The 1,742-nt window shown below is 66.7% G+C and carries 2 protein-coding genes; both read left to right on the forward strand.

The annotated features are described in order from the left end of the window. Window positions 1–1,068 (forward strand): phosphonoacetaldehyde dehydrogenase (gene phnY, locus HMPREF3115_RS13655; protein ID WP_256276199.1); only part of this gene is annotated, 1,068 nt, incomplete at its 5' end. Between the two features lie 4 nt (window positions 1,069–1,072). Continuing rightward, a complete protein-coding gene (locus HMPREF3115_RS13660; protein ID WP_070554757.1) occupies window positions 1,073–1,624 on the forward strand; it encodes a phosphonate degradation HD-domain oxygenase in 552 nt (183 codons plus the stop codon). Window positions 1,625–1,742: the final 118 nt, after the last annotated feature.

A 1,742-nucleotide genomic window follows, 5' to 3' on the forward strand; every position in this document is an offset into this window, starting at 1 on the left:
TTCTCGTGCGATCTGACGCCGCACGGCAAGGCGCGGCGCGTGTTCTCGCAGCGACAGCCGCTCGAGGGCGTCATCGTCGCGATCACGCCGTTCAATCACCCGATGAATCAGGTCGCGCACAAGATCGCGCCGGCGATCGCGACCAACAATCGCGTGATCGTGAAGCCGTCGGAGAAGGTGCCGCTGTCGGCGTTCTATCTCGCGGACCTGCTGTACGAAGCCGGGTTGCCCGAACCGATGCTGCAGGTGCTGACCGGCGACCCGCGCGAGATCGCCGACGAACTCGTCACGCACGTGCAGGCCTCGCTGATCACGTTTACGGGTGGCGTGGCGATCGGCAAGGCGATCGCGGCGAAGGCCGGCTACCGGCGCGTCGTGCTCGAGCTCGGCGGCAACGATCCGCTGATCGTGCTCGACGATGCCGATCCCGAACGCGCGGCGTCGCTCGCGGCGCTCGGCTCGTACCGGAATTCGGGGCAGCGCTGTACGGCGGTCAAGCGCATTCTCGTGCAGCGCTCGATCGCGCCGGCGTTTACCGAGGCGCTCGTCGAGAAGACGCGCGCGTGGCGGTACGGCGATCCGTTCGATCCGACGAACGAAATGGGCACGGTGATCGACGATGCGGCGGCGCGGCTGTTCGAAGCGCGCGTCGCCGACGCGCTCGCGCATGGCGCGCGCCTGCTCACCGGCAACATTCGCCGCGGCGGGCTGTATGCGCCGACCGTGCTCGATCGCGTCGATCCGTCGATGACGCTCGTCCGCGAGGAGACGTTCGGCCCCGTGTCGCCGGTGATCGCGTTCGACACGATCGACGACGCGATCCGGATCAGCAACGGCACCGCGTTCGGGCTGTCGTCGGGTGTGTGCACCGACAGTACGGCGGCGGTCGTGCGATTCGTGAACGAGTTGAACGTGGGGACGGTGAACGTATGGGAAGTGCCCGGATACCGGCTCGAGCTGACGCCGTTCGGCGGGATCAAGGATTCGGGGCTCGGTTACAAGGAAGGCGTTCAGGAGGCGATGAAGAGCTTCACGAACCTGAAGACCTTCTCGTTGCCTTGGGAGTGACGCAATGGCGCTGACAGTGGAAGACATCGATCGGTTGTATCGCGAGCACGGCCATGTCGCGTATAGCGGCGAGCCGGTGACGCAGCTCGAGCATGCGCTGCAGAGCGGACTGCTGGCGGAAGAGGCCGGCGCCGACGAGGCGCTCGTCGCGGCCGCGTTTCTGCACGACCTCGGGCATTTGCTGAATCGCCAGGGCGAGACACCGAGCGCGCGCGGGATCGACGATCTGCATCAGTATTTCGTGCTGCCGTTTCTGCGGCCGCTGTTTTCGGACGCGGTGCTCGAGCCGATCCGGCTACATGTCGACGCGAAGCGCTGCCTGTGCCGGACGGACGCCGGCTATCTCGAGAGTCTGTCGCCGGACTCGGTGCGCAGCCTCGCGCTGCAGGGCGGCGTGTTCGGCGAAGAGGAGGCGGCGACGTTCGTGCGACGTCCGTATGCGGAGGACGCGCTGCGTCTGCGCCGCTGGGACGATACGGCCAAGGCCGAGGGCAAGCCGACGCCGGATCTCGATCACTATATGGAGATCGTCGCGCGGCAGGTACGCGCGGCTTGAGCGTTCCGGCGTGTCGATCCAGGGTCCCGCGCGCGACAGCGTGCGGGGCCGTGGATTTTTTTCGCGAAACCCCTTGCGCATCCTGCACTGGCTGCATAGAATCACGCCTCTTTCGCGC

The sequence above is a fragment of the Burkholderia sp. HMSC10F09 genome, from assembly GCF_001806955.1.
In the GTDB taxonomy this organism is placed as follows: Bacteria; Pseudomonadota; Gammaproteobacteria; order Burkholderiales; family Burkholderiaceae; genus Burkholderia; species Burkholderia multivorans.

Coding starts and splice junctions, on each gene's coding strand:
- HMPREF3115_RS13660 (WP_070554757.1), top strand. CDS start 1,073: ATGGCGCTGACAGTGGAAGACATCGATCGGTTGTATCGCGAGCACGGC.